The following is a 20739-nucleotide window of genomic DNA, read 5'->3' as shown; positions in this document are numbered from 1 at the left end:
GAGGAGTGGGCTCATGGGGTTTCGCGTCGGCGTATTTTTTCCTCACACCGAGATCGAGGCTGACGCCGGCGCGATCCGGGCTTTCGTACACGCGATCGAGGATATGGGATACGACCATCTCGCCACCGCGGATCACGTCGTGGGCGTGAACCGCGAGAGCCGGCCGGGATGGGAGGGACCTTACGACTCGACGAGCCGGTTCTACGAGCCGCTGACGTTCTTCAGCTTTTTGTCAGGATTCACCACTCGACTGGGCTTCCTTTCGGCGATTCTCGTTGCACCTCAACGGCAGACGGTCCTGATCGCCAAGCAGGCGGCCAATCTTGATATGTTCTGCGGCGGCCGTCTGCGGATTGGCGTCGGCACCGGTTGGAACCCGGTCGAGTATGAAGCGCTGGGCGAGGATTGGGCACGTCGCGGCGAGCGCCTCGACAGCCAGATCCGGCTGCTGCGCAAACTGTGGACCGAACCGCACGTCACCGAGCACTCCGACCAGCACTCGATTTCGGACGCCGGCATCTGCCCGTTGCCGACGCAACAGCCCATCCCGGTCTGGGTCGGCGGCGTCGCACCGCCTGCCATGCGACGGGCGGCGAAGTTGGGTGACGGATGGCTACCGTATCTCACGACCGAAGGCGCGGATGAGAAGCTCGCGGCGTTCCGCGACATGGTGGTGGCCGCCGGCCGTCGCGCCGATGACGTACCGGTGGAAAACGTCGTTCACATGGGCACGTCGATCGGTGGTCCGGAGCGCAACCCGGAGGACATCGTTGCGGACGCCGAAATCTGGCGTAAGGCGGGCGCTGCATCCATCTGCATCAGCACGATGAACCGAGGCCTGCGCGGCGCCGATGAGCACCTCGAGGCATTCCGCAAGATTGCGGACATGCTCGAGCTAGGAACCGACTGATGGCCATTCGCCAAGCGGTCCGATTCGACGAAGCTTTCGATGTCGTCGTCCTGGGAAGCGGTGCGGCTGGCCTGACTGCGGCCACCCTGGCTGCGGATGGCGGTGCGTCGGTCCTGGTGCTGGAGAAGACAGCGCTGCTGGGAGGCACATCCGGTTTATCCGGCGGCGTGCTGTGGATACCGAACAACGATCACATGCCAGATCTCGGCATGACCGATTCGCGCGAGGAAGCGCTCGACTACTTGCAGCAACTCACGCAGGGCAGAGTACCTGACCCGGCATTGCTCGAGACGTATGTCGACACCGCGGCGGAGATGATTCGCTACCTCGAGGACCGGACACCTCTGCGCATGGTGGCGACGCGGTGCTATGCGGACTATTACGCCGATCTTCCCGGCGGGAAGCGCCAGGGACGTTCCATCGAGGTGGCGCCGTTCGATGCACCCGCCGAACTGGGCGAATGGGCCGACCGGTGCCGGGTCAGTCCGTACATGCCTCCGCTGACGCTGGATGAAGGCGGCATTGCCAAGATCCTGGGCGGAGAATTTCCCATGGCGTTGCTCGAGGCGCGCCAGAAGGCAGGCGTAAGAGCCGTCGGCGCGGCGCTGGTAGCTTCGCTGGTGAAGGGGCTCCTCGATCGTTCGGTCGCGCTTCGCACAGGTGCGTCGGCGCGTGAGCTCGTGATCGACGACAGCGGCGCGGTAGTTGGTGTGCGAGTCGCGGACGATGCGGGCGACCGCTACATCGCGGCCCGTCAGGCCGTGATACTGGCGACCGGCGGATTCGAGTGCAACGGCGAGCTCGCGCAAACCTTCCTGCCCGTGCCACCCCTGCCAATGGGAGCCGGGGGCAACGAAGGCGATGGGCTGCTCATGGCGATGAAAGCTGGCGCCGCGCTGGGCAATATGAACTCGGCGTGGTGGTACCCGGCGATGTGCGACGAGTCCCTGCGCTACGAAGGAGCGCCGGTTTATCACCTGGGCATGGGGCGGAACATGGCGGGTTCGCTGTTCGTCAACCGCCACGGCAAACGTTTCACCAACGAAGGCGCGGCATACCACGACGTGGGACGCTCGATGCACGCATTCGATCCGGTGACGCGCGACTATCCGAATGCCGGGCCGAACTGGATGATATTCGACCGCAAGATCAAGGAGCAGACAGCGATCATGTCCGCGCTGCCCGCAGAGGCGGCACCGGACTGGATGCCGAGCGCCGCCACGCTCGAGGAGCTGGCGGAGCGGATTGGCCTGCCGGTGGCCGCGCTGTCGCAAACCGTTGAGCGGTTCAACGCTGACGCCAGACTCGGCAAGGATTCCGAGTTCGCGCGAGGCACCTGTTATGCGGAGAACTTCCTGCTTGGCGGCCCCACTCCCGAAACCAGCCTGGCGCCCGTCGAGGATCCGCCGTTCTATGCCGTGCGCGTATATAACGCCACGCTCGGCACCCATGGCGGCCCGCGAATCGACCGGCACGCCCGCGTGCTCGATCCACAGGGTGGCGTGATTGGCGGACTGTATGCGGCGGGCAACGTGTCGGCCGCGGTCTTCGGGGCCTACTACCCAGGTGGCGGAGCCACGCTCGGTCCGGCGATGACATTCGGGTACATTGCCGGCAGGCATGCGGCGTCCTGCACGGCGCGGCAGCTCACAGCGGGTTTGGACGCAGCGGGCTGAGTGTCCGCCGCGGACGACTCGTTGGGGGACTACTGGAAATCCATGTGTAAAGAATCCGATACGACAGCTTCGCGCGTCATTGCTATCGCAGGCGGCGCCGGCAAGCTGGGCGCGGCGATCGCAAGGCGCCTCGCGATTGCGGGCCATCGAGTGGTGATCGGTTCGCGAGATGCCGACAAAGCACGTGACGTTGCCGCGCGCATGGCGCAAGAGAACAACTGTGTCGTCGATGGAGATTCGAACGCGGCAGCAGCGGCGCGCGGCGATATCGTGATTCTCGCGGTCCCGTACGCCTCGCGAAGGCAGTTGCTGGAGGAGATCCGCGATACCGTCGCGGGAAAGATCGTGGTGGATACAACGGTTCCCTTGCAGCCGCCCAAAGTGATGCGCGTACAGTTGCCGGCAGCGGGATCAGCTGCGCTCGAAACACAGGCGTTGCTTGGAGAGTCCGTGAAAGTCGTGGCGGCGTTTCACAACGTCGCCGCTCACAAGCTCGCCACAGACGAAGAGATCGACTGCGACATACTCGTGTTCGGCGACGACAAGAGCGCGCGGAGCACAGTCATCGATCTGGTCCATGCTTGCAGGCTGCGAGGATTGCACGGCGGCGCGCTTGCGAACTCCGCCGCCGCGGAAGCGCTCACATCGGTGCTGATTTTCATCAACAAGACGTATGGCGTGGATGGCGCAGGTGTAAGGATCACCGGGAATCTGCAGGCCGTCGGCGGTTAGCGGCATGAGCGCCACGATTTCCTATGTCGCGATCGAGGGAATCGGCGAGATTCGTCCCCGTGCAGACCTCGCCGCCGAGATCGCCAGGGGACTGGAGAGGATCGGGTTCGTTCCTCAGCCGGGGGACGCGCTCGTGATTGCACAGAAGGTGGTGTCCAAGGCAGAGGGGCGATTTGTCGATCTGCGCAGCGTCACCCCCTCGGCGAGGGCGGAGGAGCTGGCGCGCATCACGGGCAAGGATGCGCGTTTCATTGAAACGGTGCTGACAGAGACCGAAGAAGTAGTGCGTGCGGCGCCGAACGTCCTCATCGTGCGCCACCGACTCGGATTCGTGGCCGCCAACGCCGGAATCGATCGCTCCAACATCGAAGCGGTGGACGGTTGTGAGCTTGCCCTGTTGCTGCCGCGGGATCCCGATGCCTCGGCTTCGTCTCTGCGTGAGCAGATCAGCGCCAGGTTCGGCGGTCCTGTCGGCGTCATCATCAGCGACAGCTTCGGTCGGCCGTGGCGCTACGGCGTCGTGAATGTCGCGCTCGGTGTTTCCGGTCTGCCCGCAGTGATCGACCGGCGCGGCGAGACGGATCGCCACGGAAGAACGCTCGAGATGACGGAGGTCGCCTATGCGGACGCTATCGCCGCTGGCGCTGCGCTCGCCATGGGCGAAGGCGCCGAGGGGACGCCGGTCGTGCTCGTGCGCGGCCTGCACTGGACGGCGCCGCACAGCAATGGGCAGCGATTGATCCGTGCGAAGCGCGAGGATCTGTTTCGGTGAGCGCCGTGAGTCGGGTGCTCGCACTCTCCGGCGGCGTCGGTGGGGCCAAGCTGTCCCTCGGATTGCAGCGTGTCCTGCCGCCGGGTGCGCTGACGGTCGTTGCCAACACGGGCGATGATTTCGAACACCTGGGGCTGGCGATCTCTCCGGACGTCGATACGACGCTTTACACGCTGGCCAGCCTGGTCAATCCGCAGACAGGCTGGGGTCGGGACCAGGAAAGCTGGAATTTCATGGCGGAGATCGAGCGGCTCGGAGGCGAAACGTGGTTTCGTCTCGGCGATCGCGATCTTGCATTGCATGTCGAGCGAACGCGGCGCCTGCGCGATGGCGAGCCGCTCGATGCGATCGTGCGGGATTTCGGGTGGCGCCTCGGCGTCGAATCGCGGCTGCTGCCCATGAGCAATGACCAGGTGCGCACCGTTCTCGAGACGGATGCAGGCGTGCTGGCGTTTCAGGACTATTTCGTGCGGCGAGGGTGTGCGCCAAGCGTCACCGCGATTCGCTTCGAGGGTGCGCAAAGGGCACGAGCGCCCGCTGGCATACTCGAGGCGCTTGCGTCGGGTGATTTTTCGGCCGTCGTCATCTGCCCCTCCAATCCGTTTCTGAGCATCGATCCAATCCTCGCGATTGCCGACTGGCGCGACGCGCTGCGCAGCGCGCCCGTTCCGGTCGTTGCGGTATCGCCGATCATCGCGGGAGGCGCAGTGAAGGGGCCGACGGCAAAACTGATGCGCGAGCTGGGGCTGGAGGTCTCTTCGACGACGGTCGCGCAGCACTACCGCGATCTGATCGATGGATTCGTGATCGATGTCGCCGACGTCGAACTATCGAATCGCTTCGACGTGCCGGTTCATGTCGCGCCTACGCTGATGATGAGCCTGCGCGATAAGGAGACTCTGGCGAACGAAGTGCTCAAATTCTCGCATTCGATTTCCGGCGCCGCGCGCACCAAGGTCTCGTCTTGATTCACGCCGTTACGCCGCTCAAGCAGCTGTCGAACGGGAAGCGCCGTCTGGGCGGTGCATTGTCGTCGGCGGAGCGGGTTGAGCTCATTCGCACCATGTCGGCGCGCGTGATCTCCGTGCTTGCAAGCATGCACGAGATCGCAAGCGTGAGTGTGGTGACGAATGACGAGACTCTGGTCCCCATGAACTGCGCGCGAATCGAAGATCCGGGGAGTGATCTGAACGCAGCGGCGGCGCACGCGGGTCGCATCCTTCAGTCGTGGGGCGCAAGTTCCATGCTCGTTATCGCCGCAGACCTGCCGTTCGTCACGGCTGAAGACATCCGTTGCCTGATCGCGGCGGGGCGGACCGGTGCTGCAGTATTCGCCGCTGATTCGAAGGGACTGGGGACCAACGCGATTCTGATGTCGCCGCCTGCGCTGTTCCAGCCATGCTTTGGCGAGCATAGCCTCGCCGCACATCTGGCGATCGCCCGGCAGATGGGCGTCTCTGCACGCATCGTGCAGCGCTCCGGCCTTGCGCGCGACATCGATGAACCTGAGGATCTGCCGTATCTCATTCAGCAGGGAGGATCGCGTTATTCCTTTCTGCAACCCGGTTTCAAGAGACTCACCGAATGACTCTCGCCACAGTTCTGCGGCACGCGGTCTCCGGGCGCAGAGTGTCGGACCCCGACGCATTGGCGCTCGCCGACGAAGGCGACGTCGCTGCGCTCTTGCACGGCGCCGAACAGATCGCCCGCAACGGGTTCGGTCTGCGGATGACGTATTCCCGGAAAGTGTTCATTCCGTTGACGCAGTTGTGCCGCGACGTCTGCCACTACTGCACCTTCGCTCAGCCGCCGCGCAAGGGCGCACGCGCCTATCTGTCGATCGACGAAGTCGTTGAGATTGCGCGCAAGGGGGCCGCCGCCGGTTGCAAGGAAGCGCTGTTCACGCTCGGCGACAAGCCCGAACTGCGTTACCGCGGCGCCCGCGCCGAGCTCGATGAGCTGGGATTTGCCAGCACCCTGGATTACCTGGAAGCAGCGGCTCGCGCGGTGTTCGAACAAACGGGGCTGCTGCCGCATCTGAATCCTGGCGTCATGAGCGCGGCGGAGCTGGCGCGACTGCGTGGTGTTTCGGTGTCGATGGGCGTGATGCTGGAATCTGCGTCAGAGCGTCTGTGCGGCAAAGGCATGCCGCATGCGCGCTCGCCCGACAAGATTCCCGCCCGTCGCATCGAAACTCTGCGTGCCGCCGGCGAGCTCTCGATTCCGATCACTACGGGGCTGTTGATCGGCATCGGCGAGACGCGGCTGGAGCGTATCGAGTCTCTGCTCGCGATCAGATCGCTGGCCGAGCAGTACGGACATATTCAGGAAGTCATCATTCAGAACTTCCGCGCCAAAGCCGGAACGCGCATGGCCAGGCACGCAGAGCCGGAGCTGCAGGACTATCTGTGGACCATCGCCGTGGCGCGCCTGGTTCTGGGCGAGTCGATGTCGATTCAGGCGCCGCCCAACCTCAGCCCCGATGCGCTCGGTTCGCTGCTGGCGGCGGGCATCAATGACTGGGGCGGCGTCTCGCCAGTGACGCCGGATCATGTCAATCCCGAAGCGCCGTGGCCCGAGCTGGTCCGGCTCGAGCAGCAGACCGCACTGTCCGGGCGGGTGTTGACGGAACGTCTCGCGCTCGTCCCGCGCTTTGCGTCATCACTCGAACGTTGGGTCGCGCCGCCGCTGCAAGCTTCGGTACGGCGTCTTTGTGATGCCACGGGTCACGCACGCGATGATGGCTGGTGCGCAGGGGAGGGCAGTGAACCACCCTCCAGCTGCGTGACGCTGATGAATAGTGATGTGCATGCAGCGCCGGCGGCGGGTTCACTTGGACCAGTGCTCGACAAGGCGCAGCGAGGCGTTGCTCTCGCGGAAAGCGAGATAGTCGAATTGTTTTCGGCGGCCGGGCCACAGTTCACCGCGGTGGTATGCGCGGCGAACGATTTGCGTGCGCAGGTGATAGGCGACGCAGTCAGTTACGTCGTCAACAGAAATATCAATTACACGAACATCTGCACCTATTCCTGCGGCTTCTGCGCGTTCGCCAAAGGCCGCTCGGCGCGCGCGCTGCGTGGACCGGCCTACGATCTGTCTCTGGATGAAATTCGCCAGCGCGTCGTCGAGGCTTGGAACAAAGGCGCTTCCGAGGTGTGCCTGCAGGGCGGCATCCATCCTCGCTTCACCGGCGAGACCTATGTCGACATCGTCGCCGCGGTGAAGGATGTCGTTCCCGAGATGCACGTGCACGCGTTCTCGCCGCTCGAGATTACGCACGGCGCGCAGACGCTTGGGGTTGCGCTTGAAGACTATCTCCTCCGGTTGAAGGCTGCCGGCTTATCCACGCTCCCGGGCACCGCCGCGGAAATTCTCGATGACGACGTGCGCCGGCTGATTTGCCCAGACAAGCTCACGACGACGCAATGGCTCGATGTGATGCGTACTGCGCACAAGGTGGGCCTGAAAAGCACGGCGACAATCATGTTTGGCCACGTCGATAGTCCGCGTCACTGGGCGCGCCACCTGCTGCGCATCCGGGAGCTTCAGGAGGAGACGGGCGGGTTCACCGAGTTCGTGCCATTACCGTTCGTGCACATGGAGGCGCCGCTCGCACGCCGGGGCATGGCGCGCTCGGGGCCGACCTTCCGCGAAAGCGTGCTGATGCACGCGATCGCCCGGCTGGTGCTGCATCCCCTCGTGCCCAATATTCAGACGTCGTGGGTCAAGATGGGCGTGGCCGGCGCGATGCTCTGCCTGGACGCCGGGGCGAACGATCTGGGGGGCACGCTGATGAACGAATCCATTACGCGCGCCGCTGGTGGCGTGAACGGACAGGAGCAGGATGCGGCGTCGCTCGAAGCACGGATTCTCCAGCACGGCAGAAGGCCGCGACGGCGCACGACGCTGTATGCAGACTTGGGCGTGGTGCCCCGGATTCTTGAACCAGACGGGGTGGTGCTGACGAGCTGAGCGCCGATATCGAGCCGCTTCGAGATGCGCGTACCGCGAAGCGACTTGACCCGTCTTACACGCGCTCCACGATCATCGCGATGCCCTGGCCTCCGCCGATGCACATCGTCGCGAGCCCATAGCGTCCACCGCTACGCTGCAGTTCATGTACGAGCTTCGAGGTGATGATGGCTCCCGTCGCGCCCACGGGATGGCCGAGCGCGATGCCGCTGCCGTTTGGATTGACCTTGTCGGGATCGAAACCGAGCTGGTCGGCGACGGCGCAGGCCTGAGCGGCAAATGCCTCGTTCGCTTCGATGACATCCAAGTCGCCGACGCCGAGTCCGGCGCGTTCCAGCGCGATCCGCGTGGCCGGCACCGGACCGATGCCCATGTACGCCGGATCGACTCCCGCATGACCATACGCAACGATGCGAGCGATCGGCGTGAGCTGGTACCGACTCACTGCTTTCTCCGTGGCTAGCACGACCGCCGATGCGCCGTCGTTGATTCCCGAGGCATTGCCTGCAGTGACGGTGCCGCCGTCGTCGCTGAACATCGGGCGGAGCGCGCTCAGATCCTCCGCAGTCGTCTGTGGGCGAATGTGTTCGTCGGTATCGAATGACTTGCTGCGCCCTCGCGACTTTACTTCGACCGCAACGATCTGGCCGGCGAAGCGTCCTTCGGCGCTCGCCCGCGCCGCGCGCTGCTGACTTTGCAGCGCCAGGGCGTCCTGCCGGTCGCGCGATATGCCGTAGCGCTTCGCGACGTTTTCGGCGGTGACGCCCATCAGTATGCCGCCGAACGGATCGGTCAAGGCACCGCTGAGCGCGTCGACCAGCACCGCATTGCCCATTTTGTGTCCCCAGCGTGTAGCGGGCGACAGAAATGGCGCGCGACTCATCACCTCGGCGCCGCCGCCGACCGCGACGTCGCAATCACCGAGCAGCAACGACTGTGCGCACGACACGATCGCCTGAAGCCCCGATCCGCACAGGCGGTTGACCGTCATCGCCGGCGTTTCCTGCGGCACGCCCGCACCGATCGCAGCGACACGGCCGAGATACGCATCCCCAGGCTTGGTCGGAATCACTTGTCCGAAGACGACGTGGCCGACCTGCGCCGCGTCGACGCGTGCCCGTTCGATCGCAGCGCGCGTCACTGTCGCGGCCAATTCGCCGGGTCTCTTGTCGCGCAGCGTTCCTCCAAAGCCGCCAATCGCCGTGCGTACGGCCGAAATGATGTACACCGTCTCCGTCATGCTGGTCGCCCTCGATACGGCGCATCGCGCCGGTTGTTCAAAAGATTTCCGGGGGCGCGTTAGTCGCGACGTCGCTGCACGACGCAACCAGGGCGAGCCACGCCGTGATATGTGGCATTTCACACTCGAAGAAAAACCGGCAGGCGCGCAACTTGCCTCGAAGGAACGCCGCATCGTCGCCTCGTGGTGCTTCGACGGAATCAGCGACGATCGCCTGTTCGAGCCACAGCCAGCCGACGACGACATGGCCGAAGGCGCGCAGGAAGGGCGTCGCGTTGTCGAGGGTATGCTCCCGCTCATTCCGCAGTATCGCGACCGTCGAGATGATCTCGGTCCAGCTGCGCGCGAGTGTCGCGCCGTGCGCGGCGAGTTGCGGAATGCTCGAAGCACGCAGGGCGGTGCGCTCGATCGCCGCAGCCAACACCGCCATGCCGGTGCCGCGATCGCGCAGAATCTTCCGTCCCAGCAGATCGATGGCCTGAATTCCCGTCGTGCCTTCATGAATCGCGTTGAGACGGTTGTCGCGCCAGAGTTGCTCGACATCGAAATCGCGCGCATAGCCATAGCCACCATGGATCTGGATCGCGATGTCGTTCGCGGCGAGCCCGTATTCGGAGGGCCAGGTCTTCGCCACCGGCGTCAGCAGACCAAGCAGCGCGGCGCTGTCCGCATCTCGCCGATCGACCAACTGCGCGCAGAAGAGGCACAGCGCCAGGGCGCCTTCTGCGTAGCACTTCTGCGCCAGCAGCATTCGCCGCACGTCCGGATGCTCGATGATCGCGACGGGTGCGCCGCCTCTGACGCCGAGCGGCCGTCCCTGCAAGCGCTCGCGCGCATAAGCGACCGACAATCGATAGCCGCGGTAAGCGAGCGCCGCCGCGCCGATTCCAACACCGATGCGCGCCTCGTTCATCATCTGGAACATCTGGCGCAGGCCCTCGCCGGGCTCACCGACGATCCAGCCCAATGCGCCGCTTCTTTCGCCGAAATTGAGCAGACAATTGGTGGTGCCGCGATAGCCCATCTTGTGGTTCAAGCCGGCGACGGCGATGTCGTTGCGCGTGCCGTCCTCCAGCACCTTGGGCACGATGAACAAGGATAGTCCTTCCGTGCCGCCCGGCAGTCCGCCGTCGGCGTCCGGCACCTTGGCCAGCACGAGATGCACGATGTTCTCGCTCGCATCGTGATCGCCGCCGGAGATCCACATCTTGTTGCCGGTGAGCCGATAGCGCGCGCCCAAGGCATCTTCGCCGTCCGGTTCGGCGCGTGTCCGCACATCGGCGAGACTGGATCCTGCCTGCGGCTCCGACAAGCACATCGTGCCGAACCAGCGGCCCGCGATCTGCGGCAAGGCGAAGCGCTCGATCTGCGCTTTGCTCCCGAACGTTGCGATCAGGCGCGCATTCGCGACCGTCAGCATGGGATACGCGGCTGTCGCGATATTCGCAGCGGCGAAATACGCGAACGAAGCGGCGCCGGCGACATATGGCAGATCGAGTCCGCCCAGCGATTCTGGAAAGCCGGCGGCGAACAGGCCGAGCTCGGCGTATTGGCGCAGCGCTGCGGCGATGTCAGGGCAGATGTGCACGCCATTCGCGTCCAGGAACGGCTCTTCGGCATCGGCGCGTCTGTAGTGATTCAGAAAGCGTTCTGTCGCGAGCCGCTCGGACAATTCGAGCAAGCCGTCGACGGTGTCGCGCGAGAAGTCGCGGAAGGGCGGATCAGCGGCGAGCGTTTCGATTCGCAGCCAGTCGTGGAGCAGGAAGTCGAGATCCCGGCGAACTAGCAATGGAGCCGTCATGGTTTCATCTCATATGATCGTCGCGCCGCCGTCGATCACGATGACCTGGCCGGTGATGTGGCCGCCGGCATCGGAGGCGAGCAGCAACGCAGGTCCCATTAGATCCGTATCGCCGCCGAGCTTGCCGAGCGGCGTATGCGCGACGATTTTCTCGCCATACTCGACGACGGTGCCGGCGGTCATCTTCGACGGGAAGAAACCAGGGGCGAGTGCGTTGACACGGATGTTATGTGGGCCCCATTCCGCGGCGAGCGCGCGGGTCATATTTACGACCGCGCCCTTCGAGGTGTTGTAGGCGATCGTTCCCAGGCGATCGGGATGATGACCCAGCAAGCCTTCGATCGATGCGACGTTGAGCACGACACCCTTGCTCTGGGGCAAGAACGCACGCCGTGCGACCGCCTGGGTCAACAGGAACAACCCGGTGACGTTGAGATCGATGACCTTGTTCCAGCTCTCCAGAGGATAGTCTTCGGCACGCGCGCCCCACGTCGCACCGGCGTTGTTGACCAGGATGTCGACGCGTCCGAAACGTTCGAGCGCGCGCTCGACAAGTGCGGGTGCCGCATGTTCGTCGCCGAGATCGGTGGGAAAGGCGGCCGCTGCGATGCCTCGTGCGGCGAGATCGGCGACAGCGAGCTCGAGTTCCTCGCGCTTGCGTGCGACGAGTGCGATCGTCGCGCCATATTCGCCTAGCGCCGTCGCAATCTGTGCGCCGAGCCCGCGCGATCCGCCGGTGACGATGGCTACGCGCCCCGAAAGTTCGAACAGGCGAGCGAGCGATGATGTCATCGATTGAGTTCCGCGAAGGATCCACCGCGCGCAACCAACTCGCGCAGCAGCGGTGCCGGCTCCCAGGCCCAGCCATGACGGCCAGCCGCGTAGCGCTCGATGGCTGCGAGGACGGCGGGCAGGCCGAACTCATCGGCGTGGAACATCGGACCGCCACGCGCCGCCGGAAATCCATAGCCGTTGAGATAGACGACATCGACGTCGACGGGACGATAAGCAATCCCTTCGCCGACGACGCGTGCGCCTTCATTGATCATCGCGAAGATGCACCGGTTCACGATCTCGTCGTCCGAGAGCGATGCGCGCGTCAGACCGAGCCGGGTCGATTCGGCCACGACCAGCGCGTCGATCGCCGGATCGACGACCGGCGTTCGGCCGTCCGGATAAAGATAGAACCCGGCGCGCGTCTTCTGGCCGAAGCGCCCGAGCTCGCAGACCTGATCCGGAATCGCGGAGTAGGGGCGCTCGGGCTGTGCGATCTTGCGGCGCTTGCGGATGCTCCAGCCGATGTCCTGTCCGGCCAGGTCCATCGTCCGAAACGGTCCCATCGCCATGCCCCAGGTCTCGAGCGCGAGATCGACCTGTTGCGGGAGTGCGCCTTCCTCGATCAGGAAATAGGCCTGGCGCAGGTATTCCTCGAAGATGCGATTGCCGATGAAGCCGTCGCACACGCCGGCAACGACGCCGACTTTTCCGATCGCTTTCGCAAACGCCATGGCGGTCGCGAGCGTCTCGGGCGAAGTCCGCGCGCCGCGCACGACTTCCAGCAGCCGCATGAGGTTGGCGGGACTGAAGAAATGCAGGCCGACGACCCGATCCGGCCTGCCCGTGACGGCGGCGATGGCGTCGAGATCGAGCGTCGAGGTATTGCTGGCCAGGATCGACTCATGCGGCGCCACTCGATCGAGCGCCGTGAACACTTCGCGTTTGACGGCCATGTCTTCGTAGACGGCTTCGATGAACAGTTGCGCGTTTGCCGCGTGCGTCAGTTCAGTCGTCGTGCGTAGCCGCTCGATGCGCTCGCGAGCTACGGCGCTCGTGATGCGTCCCTTCGCCGCATCGCGTTCGATGCTCGCCGCGATCGCCGAGCGCGCTTTGTCGAGTTGATCCTCGCGCGGCTCGACCAGCGTGACATCGAGTCCCGCATTGAGAAGCGCAAGTGTAATGCCCATTCCCATCAGGCCGCCGCCCACGACAGTGACGTCGCGAATGATGGCCGCGGTCGCGGGCGGTTGATTGGGAATGCGAGCCACGATGTCGCGCCCGAGCGCGGCGTGCCCCAAGGCTCGCTCTTCAGCCAGGTGTTCACCTGTCATGTCGTATGTCGCCGCAGAGATGGAGATCAGACCTTGCGTTCGCGTCCGGCCCAATACGGCTCACGCAGCTTGAATTTCTGCAGCTTGCCCGTCGCCGTTCGTTCCAGCGCCGCGCGAAACTCCACCGAGGTGGGACACTTGTAGTGCGCAAGCTTGTCGCGGCAGAACGCGATCAGGTCGCTCTCGGTAAGACTCGAGCCCTCGGCCAGCACGACCAGCGCTTTGACGGTCTCGCCCCATTTTTCGCTGGGCACGCCGATCACCGCCGCCTCCTTGACCTGCGGATGACTGAGCAACCGATCCTCGACTTCGATCGAGCTGACGTTCTCCGCGCCGGTGATGATCACGTCCTTCTTGCGATCCGTGACGTTGAAGTAACCCTCGTCGTCGACATAGCCGCCGTCGCCGGTATGGAACCAGCCGCCGCGAAGAGCTTCGGCGGTGACCTGCGGCTCCTTCCAGTAGTTCGTCAGCACATGGTTGCCGCGAGCGAGCAGTTCGCCTTCCTCGTCGATCTTCATGCGTATGCCGACGACCGGCACGCCGGCGCGCCCGAGCTTCTTGGCACGCTCCGGCGGCGAGAGCGAATCCCATTCCGGCCGGCAGCGATTCACGGTCAACAGCGGAGCGGTTTCAGTGAGGCCGTAGATCTGGATGAACTCCCAGCCGAGCTCGGTCTCCACGCGTTCGATGATGCTGGTCGGCGGCGGTGCGCCCGCAACGACGATGCGGGTGCGGCCGCGGCCGGGGATGTCGCCTTCGCTTGCACGATCCCACTTCGCCGCGGCATCGAGGATGGAGGCGCAGACAGCAGGCGCGCAGCACATCAGTGTCACACCGTGGTCGCGCACACGACGCAGGATCTCCATGCCGTCGACCTTGCGCAGCACGATCGTCTTCACGCCGAGTGCCGCCAGCGTGTACGGCATGCTCCAGCCGTCGCAATGGAATATGGGCACGACGCTCAGGTACACGTCGCGTTCGCTGACGCCCAGATGCCAGCCCATGACGACGGAATCGGTCCAGCGTGCGCGCTGTGTCTGTTCGACGCCCTTCGGCTTGGAGGTCGTGCCCGAGGTGTAATCGATGCTGACGATGTCCGTCTCTGCCGGCTCATGCGCGCTCGGCTCGCCTGCGTGCCCGAACCACGCCGCATCGAACTCGGGTCCCATCGTGATGACTCTCGGGCATTCGATGTCGCCCAGCTCATCGGCTACATCGGGGTCGAGCAACAGCACGTCGCTGTGCGAATGCGCCACGATCCAAGCGACCTCTTCGCGCTTCAGTCGAAAGTTGATGGGCACGAGGACGCGGCCGTTGCAGCAGACCCCGTAGTAGAGCAGCAGGAAGCGAGCGGCATTCGGGCTGACGACGGCGATTCTGGCGCCCGCGGGCAGGCCCATCTTGTCCATCGCGACGCCCATCTGACGGCGCAGATCCGCGATCTGCCGCCACGTCAAATCGGGCAGCGGCGGCGCTGGCTGGTTGGGCTCATCGACGATCGCCACGCGATCCGGATAGACGGCGGCGGCACGGTCGACGAAATCATTGATGGTCAATGGCACGATCATGGTTCTATGCCCTCTGTCCGGCTGCTTCTGTGCGTTCACCGACGCAAGCCCACGGGCTCGACATCGATGTTTCGGTATTTAACTTCATGAGCGCCCAATAGTACATAGTTATATTGCATGAAATGGGGCATTATAGACGATAATAGTCACATACTCGGGCATCGGGGCCCATCGGCGAGTACAATGACCTTCTACGGATCGGCGAGGAACGCAGCTCCCCGTGAGTCGTTCAGGCGGCGATCCCGTCCCTGAGCCCGATCAGCGAGGATTTCTCTTCAGGCATGACACGCGCATCCAAGAAAAACGTTGGCCGCAAGCCGGCAGCGCCGCGTGACTCCGAGGCCCGCCTTGCAGGCGGCAAACCGGTTCGCAAGAAGCAGGTACGTCGCGAGCAGCAGCGAGCGCTCGATACCAAGCTGGCGATCGTGGAAGCGGCGCTGCGCGAGTTCGCCGACAAAGGCTTCGATGGCGCCGGCACGCGCGAGATCGCGCAGCGCGCCAAAGTGAATCATCGGCTCATCGGCCATCACTTCGGCGGCAAGGACAATCTCTGGAAAGCCACCGCGGAGCACGTGTTCGGCATGTATGCCGAGCGGCTGCGCAAGCGCCACGAAGGGCTGGACGGCGTCGATGAGCCGGTGCTGCTACGTCTGATGCTGCGCGAGTTCGTTCTCTTCAGTGCCAAAGTCCCGCAATTGCATCGCTTCATGGTGCAGGCGAACGAAGGCGACCGCGAGCGCCTCGACTGGCTGATCACCAACTCCCTGGCGCCGGGAATCTCGCTGGAGCTGGAGCTGTTGGGCAAGGCGCAAAAGGCGGGATTGCTCAGGAGCGGCGATCTGGTGCACTTGCGCTATCTGTTCATCGGAGCGGCCACCTCGGTGTTCACGCTCGCCGCCGAATATCAGCAGGTCACGAAACAGGATCCGTTCGATGAAGAATTCGTGAACAGGCACGCCGACATGGTGCTGTCGCTGTTCATGACGCCCAAGGCGTAATTTCAGGGCGAAGCGCCGCAGGCTCGTGGCCCGCGGCGCATGTCGCTGTCACTGGCGGGCCGGCAGACCGTCGAGGAGTTTATTCCGCTGCATCCAGTCGATGCAGATGTCGATCGCCTCGAACAACTGATCGCGTTGCCCCAGATAGTAGTGGTTCGCGCCGCGAATCACATGGAACTGCTTCGGGCCGCCGAGGCTCGCATGAATCATTTCGGTGTGAGACGGCGGACACGCATCGTCGGCGCCGTTGCCGATGACCAGCGCTGGAATGGTGACCTGCGCGCCCTGGCGCTCGGTGTTCGCATACGAGTCGTCGATGCTCCATTGCGAGAGCCAGCTGCGCAAAGTGCAGAAGCGAGCCAGGCCGATTGGACCATTGTTCGCCACCGCCGGGTTGCCGATATAGCAGCGACCGGGTATGCGCTCGTTCGGGTCCAGCGCCGGATCGAGCCAGCGCGGATCGGCCATCGTGCCGTGAACGACGAAGCACCGCTCCAGATCCGGGCCTTTGCGTCGTTCCAGATCTTCCAGGGTGTCGCGCACCCATGCAGTGATCTTGCGATTGCGGGCAACCTGCGCCGCACGATAGCGCGCGACGAAATCGGCGCTGTAAGGCGCTTGCGGACCGCCGCTCTTGGCGTACAGATCCAACGCCGGGTCACGATCGGTTGGATCGAGCTCGTTGCGGATCGATGCATCCATCGATTCGGTCATGATCCTCGCGCGAGAGCTATGCGCCGCAAGTTGCATGATGCCATCGGCGCGCATCAGGCCGGAAAAATCGACGGGCTCGCCCGCGGGGGTCGCTGTGACCGTCGGTTTCTCTGCTTGCGCCTGGTAATACACGGACAGCGATGCGCCGCCGCTCCAGCCGGCGAGCACGACGTGCTTGTACCCGAGCTTCTCCCGGGCATAGCGGACGTACTGTCCGAGGTCGATCAACACCTTCTCCATGATGAGCGCGCTGTCGTTATGAGGATAACGACTGGCGCAAGCGAGGACGGGCACGCCGCGCCGTGCGAATTCGCGCGGCATCGGCAACGTGTCGATCGTCGCTGTCGGATGCATGAAGATGAGCACCGTATCCTTGGTGGCGTCTGGCCGACGCATGTGTCTGCCTTCGACCAGTACATTGCCCTCTCCGCCGCCGTAGGTTTCTTTGAAGCGCGCAGCTTCGCTGAACTTGATGAGAAACGGAGTGTTCTCGAAATCGATTCTGTCGCGAGTCATTGATAGCTCCAGGGTCAGCCCGTGATGTCCTTGCCGAAGATGCTGCGGGCAATCACCAGCTTCTGGATCTCGTTGGTGCCCTCGTAGATTTCGGCGATCTTGCAGTCGCGGTAGATTTCTTCCACGCGATAGTGCGAAGCGTCGGCGGCCAATTCGCGCATGAAGCCGTAGCCGCCGAAGATCTGCACGGCATCGCGCGCAAATTCGCCGGCGAGGTTCGTGCCATACCACTTGGCCATCGCGGCTTCCGGTTCGGGGAACGCATGGCCGTCGTCGAGACGCAGCGCCGCTTTGAGATAGAGATTGCGGGCGTTTTCGAGCTCCGTCGCGCGCTCGGCCAGCTTGAACTGCCAGTGCTGAAACTGGGCGATCGACTTGCCGAAGGCGCGGCGGCTCTTGAGGCGCTCGACGCAATGATCGAACAGCGCCTGCGCCATGCCGACGCCACTGGCGGCGATGCCGATTCGTCCATAGGTCAGGGTCTGCAGGGCGATCTTGAGCCCCTGGCCGGCCGCGCCGACGACGTTCCGGGCGGGAACCTTGACGTTGTCGAAATAGAGATCGGCCGTCAGTTGTCCATGATTGCCCATCTTCTTGTCCGGCTCGCCGACACGCACACCGGGCCAGTCGAGATCCACGACCAGCTCGGTCATGCGCTCGCCGTCGACGCACAGGAGCACGACGAAATCGGCGACGGGAGAATTCGTGATGAAACGTTTGCGGCCGTTGACGACATAGCCGTCGCTGACGCGCGTCGCGATGGTGCGCATCGCGCTCACGCTCAGGTCGGTGCTGGCATCCGGCTCGGTCGTGGCGAAGCTGCCGATCTTCTCGCCGCTCAGTACCGGCGCGAGGTAGTGCTGCTTGATGAAATCGGAGCCCTGCTTCAGGGCGTTGCCGGCCAGAATGCAGTGGACATCGACGATGGCGGCCACGGAGTTCGAGTGATACGCAAGCTCCTCGATCATCACGGCCGTGGCGGCCGCCGGATGCCGCAGGCCGCGTCCGCCCACTTCGGCGGCGAAAGGAATCTTGAACAAGCCGGCGCGCGCCATCGCGCTCATGAGCTCGCGGGGAAAGGCGGCGACGGATTCCTCAGTGTGACCGATCGCGTGGGCGACAGGTGCAACGTGCTCGTCGGCGAATCGGCGGACCTCCGCGCGAATGGCGCAGGTTTCCTCCGGCGTGGCGGTGTCGTGATACAGCGAGTCTTGATGACGCGGAGGCAGGGGGTGCTTCGGTGTGTTCACTGCGCCTGCCTCCCGAACGATGCCGATGCGTCGGTTCCCTTGTTCGCATCGCTCAGCATGAAGCCCGCATCTGGCGCGAGCGGCTCGAGCTTCAGCGCGCGAAGCATCGAGCGAGTAGTGCAGACGGCGGCGGAGGTCACGGGCATGCCGAGTCGTTGCTCGAGGAGCGGGATGGCCGCGAGCGAAGGCATCTGCACGCACGCCGAGGCGACGACGAGATCGGCGCCCTGAACATTGAGCCGCTCCGCATCGCTCAGCAGCGCCATCGGATCGCGGCGTCCGACTTCGAGATTGTCCTGGATCGACAGCGAGATCGAATCGACGACCCGAATGCCCTGGTCCGAGATGTAGTCGACGACCAGCGCCGTCAGATTCGGCATGTAGGGCGTGAGCAACGAGATCGAGCGGACGCCGGCGAGCTTGAGCTCTTCCACGAGCGCTCCGGCCGAGGTGATCACCGGAGCGGCGTGGCCTTCGTCTTTCATCCGTTGCAGCAGTGCCGCCTGGCTGGTGCAATGATAGCCGCGCCCCATGCTCATGATGGCGACGAGGCAGGCGTAGCCGACGACATCGACCGCTGCATCGGCGAGCTCGGCGGCGCAACGCAAGCTGTCGCGATCCATTGCCGCAAGCTCATCCTTCGTCACCTGCTTCATGCGCATGCGGCTCGAATGAAACGTGAAGGTCTCCGCCGGGAGCATGCGCTCCCGCTTGCGAAGAATCGCGGGAATCTCCGTCTCCATCGTCGTGTTGGAGCTCGGGACAATCTGGCCAATGCGCATTTGGGTTCCTGTGATTGAAAGTGGATCCGCCGTGGCGGCGAGTGGGATTTCAGTCGTTGCGCGTGAGCACGTGCGCCACGCATACCGATCCGATGCCGACCATGTGCGCGAGCCCGAGCCGTGCGTCGGGCTGCTGTCGCCGGCCCGCTTCGCCGCGCAGCTGGCGAGCGATCTCGCACACCTGTCCGACGCCAGTGGGGCCGATGGGGTGGCCCATTCCCAACAAGCCGCCTGATGGATTGACGGCGCATTCACCGCCGATGTCGAACGCGCCGCGTGCGAGGAACTGCGCCGCCGTGCCTTCAGCGCACAAGCCCAGTGCTTCCACGTACAGGAGCTCTTCGATGGAGAACGCGTCATGGAACTCGACGACGTCGAGCTGAGTGGGCGCGATCCCGGCCTCCGCGCACGCCATCGACAAAGTCTCGCGGGTGAGCTCGGTGTCGGGGTCCAGGCCCGGTTCGTAGACCCGTTCGGAGCGCGACACCGATGAAAGGATGCGGACTGCGCGCGAACGAGCGATCCCGTACTCACGAATGGCGTTCTCGGACGCGACGATCACCGCAGCTGCGCCCTCGCCGACAGGACAGCATTGCAATCTCGTCAGAGCGCCTGCGATTCGCGGACCCGCAAGCACCTCTTCGAGCGAATAGGATTTCGAGCGCTGCGCATACGGATTGAGCTCGGCGTTGCGGAAGTTCTTCACGGAGACCGCGGCCACCTGTTCGGCCGTGACGCCGTAGCGGTGCATGTAGTCGTGAGCCAGCAGCGCGAAATGCGTGAACGGCGCGACATGGCCATTGACGAGATCGGGTACGCCCGCGCGGTCGTGCGCCAGCTGAATTCTTCCAGGCTTATCGACGCCGACCGCGAGGGCGACATCGCAGATGCCGCTTGCTACCTCGAGGCATGCCTGACGCACGGCGGTCGATCCGGACGCCGATGCATTCTCGATCTGTGCGATCGATACGCCGGATCCGCCGAGGTGGCGAAGCATCACCCGGCTCGGCGCCATGCCCAGCAACGCAGTGCCGGTGTACACGGATTCGACCGCCGAGAATGCAACTCCGGCGTCCTGCAACGCCTCGCGAATGGCCGTCAGGCCCAGCTGGACATACGGCGTTTCGCTGGCCGACTGATATTTGTGCAAGCCGATGCCGATGACGTACACGGGCCGCAGATCGCGTAGCACTTTGCGCATCAGGGTGTTTCCTTGGGCTCGAACCGCAGTTGCGTCTGCATGCCGTTCTCGGACGACTGTTGCTCGACGAGCACCGCTTGCACAGCTCCACCGATGCGGAGCGATTCATCCGTAGGACAAGTCAACAGCGCTCGCACGACGGGCCCATCGTCGAGAGTGATCGAAGCCACGGTAAAGGGCGCGGGTACGTCCTTGCGAGGCGGGAGAAACGTCGTCGCGAACGCACGCAAACGGCCTCGGCCCGCAAGTGCGTGCTCGGCCAGATCCGCGCCTGTCGCGCCACACTGCTCGCACCCATATGGATTGGGCGGGAACGTTACGGCATTGCAGACACGACATCGCTGCCCGCGAAGAGAAGGGGGCAGCGTGCCCTCTACATAGAGATCGGCCATGTTGGAAGCGCCCTGGGTTCTCGTGAGGAAAAATGTGTTGACATGGAGAATATAAGAGGTCCACAGTACACAGTCAAGGAAGCACAGGAACTCATAGCTTGTCA

The 20739-nt window shown here is 64.2% G+C and carries 18 protein-coding genes; 8 read left to right on the top strand and 10 right to left on the bottom strand.

The features are described 5' to 3' along the window. Positions 1 to 13: 13 nt before the first annotated feature. Genes VGE08_RS21050 through cofH form a run of 7 tightly spaced genes read left to right on the top strand, consistent with a single transcriptional unit; the run spans position 14 to position 8062 of the window. A complete protein-coding gene (locus tag VGE08_RS21050) occupies positions 14 to 910 on the top strand; it encodes an LLM class F420-dependent oxidoreductase (protein WP_331069887.1) in 897 nt (298 codons plus the stop codon). Then, positions 910 to 2586: an FAD-dependent oxidoreductase gene (locus VGE08_RS21045; protein ID WP_331069886.1), complete on the top strand. Its 1677-nt coding sequence runs from the start codon at positions 910 to 912 to the stop codon at positions 2584 to 2586. Before VGE08_RS21050 ends, VGE08_RS21045 begins: the two co-directional genes overlap by 1 nt. 42 nt (positions 2587 to 2628) lie before the next feature. Continuing rightward, positions 2629 to 3318 carry an NADPH-dependent F420 reductase gene (gene npdG, locus VGE08_RS21040; RefSeq protein WP_331069885.1) on the top strand — a complete coding sequence of 230 codons (690 nt, stop codon included), beginning with the start codon at positions 2629 to 2631 and terminating at the stop codon, positions 3316 to 3318. Between the two features lie 4 nt (positions 3319 to 3322). Continuing rightward, positions 3323 to 4090, top strand: coding sequence for a coenzyme F420-0:L-glutamate ligase (cofE, locus tag VGE08_RS21035; protein WP_331069884.1), 768 nt, complete (start codon positions 3323 to 3325; stop codon positions 4088 to 4090). After that, positions 4087 to 5058 carry a 2-phospho-L-lactate transferase gene (gene cofD / locus VGE08_RS21030; protein WP_331069883.1) on the top strand — a complete coding sequence of 324 codons (972 nt, stop codon included), beginning with the start codon at positions 4087 to 4089 and terminating at the stop codon, positions 5056 to 5058. Before cofE ends, cofD begins: the two co-directional genes overlap by 4 nt. Then, entirely contained in the window at positions 5055 to 5678 is a 624-nt protein-coding gene (gene cofC / locus VGE08_RS21025; protein ID WP_331069882.1) for a 2-phospho-L-lactate guanylyltransferase, read from the top strand. The genes cofD and cofC overlap by 4 nt, the downstream gene beginning before the upstream one ends. Next, positions 5675 to 8062, top strand: coding sequence for a 5-amino-6-(D-ribitylamino)uracil--L-tyrosine 4-hydroxyphenyl transferase CofH (gene cofH / locus VGE08_RS21020; RefSeq protein WP_331069881.1), 2388 nt, complete (start codon positions 5675 to 5677; stop codon positions 8060 to 8062). Before cofC ends, cofH begins: the two co-directional genes overlap by 4 nt. Positions 8063 to 8117: 55 nt before the next feature. Here the strand turns inward: cofH and bktB are convergent, their stop codons facing one another. The 5 genes from bktB to VGE08_RS20995 are packed head-to-tail and all read right to left on the bottom strand — an operon-like array spanning position 8118 to position 14782. Continuing rightward, positions 8118 to 9302, bottom strand: a complete 1185-nt coding sequence (gene bktB / locus VGE08_RS21015) for a beta-ketothiolase BktB (protein WP_331069880.1) — start codon at positions 9300 to 9302, stop codon at positions 8118 to 8120. Positions 9303 to 9339: 37 nt separating this feature from the next. Further along, entirely contained in the window at positions 9340 to 11103 is a 1764-nt protein-coding gene (locus VGE08_RS21010; RefSeq protein ID WP_331069879.1) for an acyl-CoA dehydrogenase, read from the bottom strand. A gap of 9 nt (positions 11104 to 11112) precedes the next feature. Continuing rightward, positions 11113 to 11895, bottom strand: coding sequence for an SDR family oxidoreductase (locus VGE08_RS21005; RefSeq protein ID WP_331069878.1), 783 nt, complete (start codon positions 11893 to 11895; stop codon positions 11113 to 11115). After that, on the bottom strand, positions 11892 to 13211 hold the full coding sequence (locus VGE08_RS21000) for a 3-hydroxyacyl-CoA dehydrogenase (protein WP_331069877.1): 1320 nt from the start codon (positions 13209 to 13211) through the stop codon (positions 11892 to 11894). The genes VGE08_RS21005 and VGE08_RS21000 overlap by 4 nt, the downstream gene beginning before the upstream one ends. A 26-nt stretch (positions 13212 to 13237) precedes the next feature. Next, a complete protein-coding gene (locus VGE08_RS20995) occupies positions 13238 to 14782 on the bottom strand; it encodes an AMP-binding protein (RefSeq protein ID WP_331069876.1) in 1545 nt (514 codons plus the stop codon). A gap of 281 nt (positions 14783 to 15063) precedes the next feature. Here VGE08_RS20995 and VGE08_RS20990 point away from each other — a divergent pair, with 281 nt between their 5' ends. Next, positions 15064 to 15780, top strand: a complete 717-nt coding sequence (locus VGE08_RS20990; protein WP_331069875.1) for a TetR/AcrR family transcriptional regulator — start codon at positions 15064 to 15066, stop codon at positions 15778 to 15780. Between the two features lie 48 nt (positions 15781 to 15828). Here VGE08_RS20990 and VGE08_RS20985 read toward each other — a convergent pair whose 3' ends face one another. From VGE08_RS20985 to VGE08_RS20965, 5 genes are read right to left on the bottom strand one after another with little or no spacing between them, the layout of a single operon-like run. Then, a complete protein-coding gene (locus VGE08_RS20985; RefSeq protein WP_331069874.1) occupies positions 15829 to 17010 on the bottom strand; it encodes a hypothetical protein in 1182 nt (393 codons plus the stop codon). A 14-nt stretch (positions 17011 to 17024) separates the two neighbouring features. Beyond that, positions 17025 to 18260: an acyl-CoA dehydrogenase family protein gene (locus tag VGE08_RS20980; protein ID WP_331069873.1), complete on the bottom strand. Its 1236-nt coding sequence runs from the start codon at positions 18258 to 18260 to the stop codon at positions 17025 to 17027. After that, positions 18257 to 19042, bottom strand: coding sequence for a hypothetical protein (locus VGE08_RS20975; protein WP_331069872.1), 786 nt, complete (start codon positions 19040 to 19042; stop codon positions 18257 to 18259). Before VGE08_RS20975 ends, VGE08_RS20980 begins: the two co-directional genes overlap by 4 nt. A 49-nt stretch (positions 19043 to 19091) precedes the next feature. Next, positions 19092 to 20243 carry a thiolase family protein gene (locus VGE08_RS20970; protein ID WP_331069871.1) on the bottom strand — a complete coding sequence of 384 codons (1152 nt, stop codon included), beginning with the start codon at positions 20241 to 20243 and terminating at the stop codon, positions 19092 to 19094. Continuing rightward, positions 20243 to 20635: a Zn-ribbon domain-containing OB-fold protein gene (locus tag VGE08_RS20965; RefSeq protein ID WP_331069870.1), complete on the bottom strand. Its 393-nt coding sequence runs from the start codon at positions 20633 to 20635 to the stop codon at positions 20243 to 20245. Before VGE08_RS20965 ends, VGE08_RS20970 begins: the two co-directional genes overlap by 1 nt. Positions 20636 to 20739: the final 104 nt, after the last annotated feature.

This window comes from Steroidobacter sp., from assembly GCF_036406195.1.
Lineage (GTDB): Bacteria > Pseudomonadota > Gammaproteobacteria > Steroidobacterales > Steroidobacteraceae > Steroidobacter.
This window is presented reverse-complemented; position numbering and strand designations above follow the sequence as displayed.

Coding starts and splice junctions, on each gene's coding strand:
- VGE08_RS21050 (WP_331069887.1), top strand. CDS start 14: ATGGGGTTTCGCGTCGGCGTATTTTTTCCTCACACCGAGATCGAGGCT.
- VGE08_RS21045 (WP_331069886.1), top strand. CDS start 910: ATGGCCATTCGCCAAGCGGTCCGATTCGACGAAGCTTTCGATGTCGTC.
- npdG (WP_331069885.1), top strand. CDS start 2,629: ATGTGTAAAGAATCCGATACGACAGCTTCGCGCGTCATTGCTATCGCA.
- cofE (WP_331069884.1), top strand. CDS start 3,323: ATGAGCGCCACGATTTCCTATGTCGCGATCGAGGGAATCGGCGAGATT.
- cofH (WP_331069881.1), top strand. CDS start 5,675: ATGACTCTCGCCACAGTTCTGCGGCACGCGGTCTCCGGGCGCAGAGTG.
- bktB (WP_331069880.1), bottom strand. CDS start 9,302: ATGACGGAGACGGTGTACATCATTTCGGCCGTACGCACGGCGATTGGC.
- VGE08_RS21010 (WP_331069879.1), bottom strand. CDS start 11,103: ATGACGGCTCCATTGCTAGTTCGCCGGGATCTCGACTTCCTGCTCCAC.
- VGE08_RS21005 (WP_331069878.1), bottom strand. CDS start 11,895: ATGACATCATCGCTCGCTCGCCTGTTCGAACTTTCGGGGCGCGTAGCC.
- VGE08_RS21000 (WP_331069877.1), bottom strand. CDS start 13,211: ATGACAGGTGAACACCTGGCTGAAGAGCGAGCCTTGGGGCACGCCGCG.
- VGE08_RS20995 (WP_331069876.1), bottom strand. CDS start 14,782: ATGATCGTGCCATTGACCATCAATGATTTCGTCGACCGTGCCGCCGCC.
- VGE08_RS20990 (WP_331069875.1), top strand. CDS start 15,064: ATGACACGCGCATCCAAGAAAAACGTTGGCCGCAAGCCGGCAGCGCCG.
- VGE08_RS20985 (WP_331069874.1), bottom strand. CDS start 17,010: ATGACTCGCGACAGAATCGATTTCGAGAACACTCCGTTTCTCATCAAG.
- VGE08_RS20975 (WP_331069872.1), bottom strand. CDS start 19,042: ATGCGCATTGGCCAGATTGTCCCGAGCTCCAACACGACGATGGAGACG.
- VGE08_RS20970 (WP_331069871.1), bottom strand. CDS start 20,243: ATGCGCAAAGTGCTACGCGATCTGCGGCCCGTGTACGTCATCGGCATC.
- VGE08_RS20965 (WP_331069870.1), bottom strand. CDS start 20,635: ATGGCCGATCTCTATGTAGAGGGCACGCTGCCCCCTTCTCTTCGCGGG.